At 36.7% G+C, this 5,932-nt stretch carries 5 protein-coding genes; all 5 read left to right on the forward strand.

Going from position 1 to position 5,932, the window contains the following annotated elements:
* The first annotated feature begins 242 nt into the window (after window positions 1–242).
* The 5 genes from pflB to RG571_RS11580 all read left to right on the forward strand — a co-directional run bounded on the left by pflB (window position 243) and on the right by RG571_RS11580 (window position 5,837).
* Window positions 243–2,474, forward strand: coding sequence for a formate C-acetyltransferase (pflB, locus tag RG571_RS11560; protein WP_002289265.1), 2,232 nt, complete (start codon window positions 243–245; stop codon window positions 2,472–2,474).
* 243 nt (window positions 2,475–2,717) lie between these two features.
* Entirely contained in the window at window positions 2,718–3,479 is a 762-nt protein-coding gene (pflA, locus tag RG571_RS11565; protein ID WP_002289264.1) for a pyruvate formate-lyase-activating protein, read from the forward strand.
* 84 nt (window positions 3,480–3,563) lie between these two features.
* The gene (locus tag RG571_RS11570) at window positions 3,564–4,490 is read left to right on the forward strand and encodes a manganese-dependent inorganic pyrophosphatase (RefSeq protein WP_002339399.1); all 927 of its coding nucleotides are present in this window, start codon (window positions 3,564–3,566) and stop codon (window positions 4,488–4,490) included.
* A 181-nt stretch (window positions 4,491–4,671) separates the two neighbouring features.
* On the forward strand, window positions 4,672–5,553 hold the full coding sequence (locus RG571_RS11575) for a DUF1803 domain-containing protein (RefSeq protein WP_002339398.1): 882 nt from the start codon (window positions 4,672–4,674) through the stop codon (window positions 5,551–5,553).
* 158 nt (window positions 5,554–5,711) lie between these two features.
* On the forward strand, window positions 5,712–5,837 hold the full coding sequence (locus RG571_RS11580; RefSeq protein WP_002296999.1) for a GNAT family protein: 126 nt from the start codon (window positions 5,712–5,714) through the stop codon (window positions 5,835–5,837).
* The last annotated feature ends 95 nt before the right edge of the window (window positions 5,838–5,932 follow it).

A 5,932-nucleotide genomic window follows, 5' to 3' on the forward strand; every position in this document is an offset into this window, starting at 1 on the left:
TATTAATACAGATGGCGTCTCTTTTTCATTCATTTTTAATAAATCCTTATACGTTTGCAAAAAAAGATGAAAGTGTTCACAATGCTTAAATGTTGGTATGTCAACGTTGATTTAAATATATGTAAATAAAACATAAAAATTGTTAAATAAAAAACAAGAAAACCCTTGCAAAGATAGGGTGCTGTGTTATACTAATCACGTAAAAACTGTTACATAAAACAGAAATTTAGGAGGTCCATACAATGGAGCAATGGAATGGATTTAAAGGTACCAAATGGAAAGAAGGCGTAGACACTAGAGACTTTATTCAAAATAACTACACTGAATATCGCGGTGATGACAGCTTTTTGGAAGGCCCAACAGAAGCAACAGAAAAATTATGGGATGAATTGCAAAAGTTAAATGATATCCAATTCGAGCGTAACGGTGTCTATGATATGGACACAGAAATCGTATCAACTATTACTTCACACGATGCAGGCTATTTGGATAAAGATTTGGAAAAAATCGTCGGTCTACAGACAGACAAACCTTTGAAACAAGCATTCATGCCGTTCGGCGGAATCAATATGGCTAACAATGCGCTAAAAAGCAATGGCTATACACCAAACGATGAATTGACACATATTTTCACTGACTGGCGCAAAACACATAATCAAGGTGTATTTGACGCTTATACTGCTGAAATGCGTGCTGCTCGTAAAAACAAAATCATTACAGGGCTTCCAGACGCTTACGGTCGCGGACGTATCATCGGTGACTATCGTCGTGTGGCATTGTATGGAATCGACTATTTGATGGAACAAAAGAAAAAAGATCATGATATGACTGGTTATCATACAATGAGTGAAGAAGTGATTCGTTTACGTGAAGAAATCACTGAACAATATCGTGCATTAGCGCAAATGAAAGAAATGGCTGCGAAATATGGCTATGATATTTCTAAACCAGCTGCAAATGCAAAAGAAGCTGTCCAATGGCTATACTTCGGATATTTAGCAGCAATCAAATCACAAAATGGTGCTGCGATGTCAATCGGACGTATCTCAGCATTCCTTGATATCTATATCCAACGTGATTTGGATAATGGAGTAATCACAGAAAAAGAAGCACAAGAATTGATCGACCACTTAGTAATGAAATTACGTATGGTCAAATTCGCGCGTACACCTGAATATAACCAATTATTCTCAGGATTCCCTATCTGGGCTACTTTATCCATTGCAGGTATGGGATTAGATGGTCGTTCATTAGTTACAAAGAATGATTTCCGTCTGCTTCATACATTAACAAATATGGGACCTTCACCAGAACCAAACTTGACTGTTTTGTATTCTGAACACCTTCCAGAAGGATTCAGAACATATGCTAGCAGAATCGCTATCGAAAGTTCTTCGATTCAATTCGAAAATGATAATCAGCTTCGTGAACAATGGGGTTCTGATGATTGTGCGATTGCTTGCTGTGTATCAGGAACAGTTGTCGGAAAAGACATGCAATTCTTTGGTGCTCGTGCTAACTTGGCTAAAACACTATTATATGCCATCAATGGCGGAGTCGATGAAGTGACTGGCGCCCAAGTTGGACCAGAATATCGTCCAATCACATCAGAAATATTAGACTTTGAAGAAGTGAAACATAACTTCATGAATATGATGGATTGGTTAGCAGAACTATATGTCAATACGTTGAACATCATTCATTATATGCATGATAAATATTCTTATGAAGCAGCTCAGCTGGCTTTGATGGATTCTGACTTGCAACGCACATTTGCTACAGGTATTGCTGGGATCTCTCATGCGGCAGACAGCTTGTCAGCGATCAAATATGCAAAGGTAAAAGCAATCCGTAATGAAAAAGGAATAGCAGTTGATTTTGAAGTGGATGGCGACTTCCCTAAATACGGAAATGATGATGACCGTGCAGATGAATTAGTTTCATGGATCTTGGAATACTTCATGGGACAAATCAAACGTCATAAAACTTACCGCAACTCAAAACCAACAACTTCATTATTGACGATTACTTCAAATGTTGTTTACGGTAAAAATACAGGAAATACTCCTGATGGCCGTGAAGCTGGAAAACCACTTGCGCCGGGAGCAAATCCAAGTTACAATGCGGAACAAAGTGGGTTATTAGCTAGCCTGAACTCAACAGCTAAAATGAATTACGGCTGTGCATTGGATGGAATTTCAAATACCCAAACAATCAATCCTTCAGGTCTTGGAAAAGAACAAGATACAAGAATCGAAAACTTGCGTAATGTCTTAGATGGATACTTCTCAAAAGGAGCTTATCATTTGAATGTCAATGTATTCAGTAATGATTTATTGCGTGATGCAATGGAAAATCCAATGAAATATCCGAACTTGACGATCCGGGTATCTGGTTATGCAGTTAAATTCCGTGACTTGACAAGAGAACAACAATTAGATGTCTTGATGAGAACTTCACACGACAGAATGTAAAAAGTTCGTGAAAAAAGTTTTTCGACTTAGCGTCGAAAGGTCGTTGAATAGCCATCGCATCAAAATCGAATAATCAGTATGCTTATTTGAAAGAAACGATTTACAGGGGCAGGACTTGTATGTTCCGTCCCTGTAAATTTTACACATAACGAAGCGGCAATTGCGAAAAATTTTGTTCAGAAAGCTTCGCTTCGACAGCTAACTTGTACTTAAAATGAAATCAAAGAAAAGATGTGAACTTAAATGGAAGAAAAAACAATCGGCTATGTTCATTCTATCGAAACTTTCGGTTCAGTAGACGGACCTGGACTGCGCTTTGTCGTGTTTATGCAAGGATGCCGCATGCGTTGCCAATTTTGTCACAATCCAGATACTTGGAATATTGGCGGAGGGAAAGAATACACAGCAGATGAACTTTTAGATAAAGCAGAACGCTTCAGACCTTACTGGGGAGATAAAGGTGGTATTACTGTTAGTGGTGGAGAACCTCTATTGCAGATCGATTTTTTGATCGAACTATTTAAAAAAGCAAAAGAGCGGAAGATGCATACTACATTGGATACATGCGGAAAACCTTTTACGTATGAAGAACCTTTCTTTTCACGTTTTCAAGAATTGATGAAGTATACAGATTTACTGTTATTTGACATCAAACACATCGATAATGAAGAGCATAAAAAACTAACGCATTGGGACAATGAAAATATTTTAGAAATGGCTCAATATTTGTCAAAAATCAACAAACCGGTTTGGATTCGCCATGTACTAGTTCCTGAGCGAAGTGATTATGATGAATATTTGATCCGACTAGACAACTTTATTCAAACCTTGTCAAATGTAGACAGAGTAGAGATTCTTCCTTATCATACGATGGGAAAATACAAGTGGGAAACACTTGGTTTGAAATATCCATTAGAAGGGATCGAACCACCTACAAAAGAACGTGTCGAAAATGCTAAACGATTGCTTCATACAGAAGAGTATACAAAATATTTAACGCGATAGGTCGCATCGGAAAGAAGATAAGTATTGCTTCTTTCCGTTTTTTTGCTATTATTAAATAGGAGAAATCACAAAGGAGCGAATGACATGTCAAAAATTTTAGTTTTTGGTCACCAAAATCCAGATACAGATGCAATCGGGGCAGCCATTGCGTTTTCACACTTGCAAAATGAATTAGGTAAAGAAACTGAAGCAGTTGCTCTAGGTACACCTAATGAAGAAACACAATACGCATTAGACCACTTTCAGCTATCTGCACCACGAGTAGTAGAGTCAGCTAAAGCAGAAAATGCAGATGTCATGCTTGTGGATCATAATGAATTCCAACAAAGTATTTCAGATATCAGCGAAGTAAATATTTTAGCTGTAGTAGACCACCATCGTATTGCAAACTTTGAAACAGCTAATCCATTGTACTATCGTGCAGAACCAGTTGGATGTACAAGTACGATTATTTTAAAACTATATAAAGAAAACCCAGTAACAATTCCTAAAGAAATCGCAGGAATCATGCTCTCAGCTATCATTTCAGATACATTGTTGTTCAAATCACCAACATGTACGCCTGAAGATGAAGCAGCTGCAAAAGAACTTGCAGCAATCGCTGAAGTCGATCTAAACACTTATGGACTTGAAATGTTGAAAGCAGGAACAAATCTAAGTGATAAATCAGCTGCGGTTCTTCTTGATTTGGATGCAAAAAGTTTCCCAATGGGCAGTTCCAACGTTCGTATCGCTCAAGTCAATACAGTGGACCTTAATGAAGTGATGGATCGACAAGCAGAGCTAGAAGCAGCAATGGAAGATGAAATGAAAGCAAATGGCTACGATCTGTTCGTATTAGTTGTCACAAACATCTTAGACAGTGATTCAGAATTACTTGTTGCTGGTAAAGGAAAAGAAAAAGTAGAAGAAGCTTTCCAAACAACTTTGACCAACAACCGTGCTTTGCTTAAAGGTGTCGTTTCACGTAAAAAACAAGTCGTACCTCAATTGACGGCTGTATTTAGCTAATCAAATGGTAGTATGAAGCATTCAAAATGAATGGATAAGCGATTGATATAAAAAGAAACATAGAACATACTAAAGGCCGAAGAAATGGAGGAGAATAACAGTCAATTATGACTCTTGTTCTTCCTCCTTTTTACGTAAAAGCCTTTTAAGTAAAATAAAACGGATAGAAAAGAGAACATATATGAACTATTATTATTCAAAAAATAAGGAAAACTTTTATCAAAAACTGACCGATGATCCGCTTTTTTCTTCATTGACCGATTATCTATATGAACATCGAGAACAAGAAACGATTCTAAGAGAATTGAAAAAAGAATTTTCGCAAAATAAATTTTCCCATTTTCTTGATCTATTGATCGATGCAGGATTAATCAAGAGGGAAGAACGAAGATATCATTTGAACTTTCCAATATTTGATCCTAAAGATTACTTGCAACAAGCCACTTCGGCTGCTGAAACCATAGCTGAACAATTGAAGAGACTCTCTGTTGATGAACAAAAATTAGCGATGGGAGAAGTTATTTGGGCGTATTGTTTCGAAGATGAACGGAAAGAAGCGTATTTTTATGGAGTAAAAAACAGCCGAGAGACAGAATTGTTGAGGACAACTGCAGGAAATGAGAAGTACCGTTTTATCACACTTTCCTCTATAGAACACTTCCCGCTTACTTTGGCTAATTACTTTTTTGTACAGAAGAATCAGCTTCCTGTAACGAAGGCATTCAAAGAATTAGCCGAACTTATTGGAGACGTAAATGAAGCGTACTTTTTTGATCAAATAGAAGTTATCGTTGACAGGATACGTAAGAATAAATATAAAAATTGCCGGCCTAGTATTTTCCATCAGTCTCTACTTGTGACGAATACTATAAAGGAAGAAGAATCATTCACATTAGAATTACCTATTGTCGAAAAAAACAATTTTGAGATTGAATTACCAACATTGGATCCTTCATTGACAATGGAGGAAACGGCCTTTCTTAAACGACAAATCTTTTCTGAGCTGAGCAAGAAATTTATACCGCATGCATTTTCTTATATCAAAGAATATGGAACAATATAGAACAGCTTTAGTGCGTAAAATTTAAGAGAGCAGTAAGCAAAAATTATACTGAGTCTTGCAGGAGGAGCCTTTCTCTTCCTTTATGGTTAAAAGAATTATTTGAGTATTTTGCCTATCTACCACCTATTAGATTCACTACATGGTCTGGAAACAAAGGAATGCAAAAAAATGGTGAGAAATGTGGAATGACAAAGGAAGTAGTGATAAGAAAAGTTAGATTTTTAAATAATCAATATTATGATTCAGTCAAGTATGGCATTTTATGGGAAGAACTAGCTGATTAGATTAGGAAGTCCATTTGATGATCCAGAATCACTAAGAAACGAATGGCGAGTCATTAATAATTTATCCAATCTTGGGTTATTCTTTTAGATTGAAG

This window comes from Enterococcus sp. FR204 (genome assembly GCF_031143325.1).
Lineage (GTDB): Bacteria > Bacillota > Bacilli > Lactobacillales > Enterococcaceae > Enterococcus_B > Enterococcus_B faecium.

Excerpts from the sequence above, each read along its gene's own strand:
- pflB (WP_002289265.1), top strand. The coding sequence starts at position 243 with ATGGAGCAATGGAATGGATTTAAAGGTACCAAATGGAAAGAAGGCGTA.
- pflA (WP_002289264.1), top strand. The coding sequence starts at position 2,718 with ATGGAAGAAAAAACAATCGGCTATGTTCATTCTATCGAAACTTTCGGT.
- RG571_RS11570 (WP_002339399.1), top strand. The coding sequence starts at position 3,564 with ATGTCAAAAATTTTAGTTTTTGGTCACCAAAATCCAGATACAGATGCA.
- RG571_RS11575 (WP_002339398.1), top strand. The coding sequence starts at position 4,672 with ATGAACTATTATTATTCAAAAAATAAGGAAAACTTTTATCAAAAACTG.
- RG571_RS11580 (WP_002296999.1), top strand. The coding sequence starts at position 5,712 with ATGCAAAAAAATGGTGAGAAATGTGGAATGACAAAGGAAGTAGTGATA.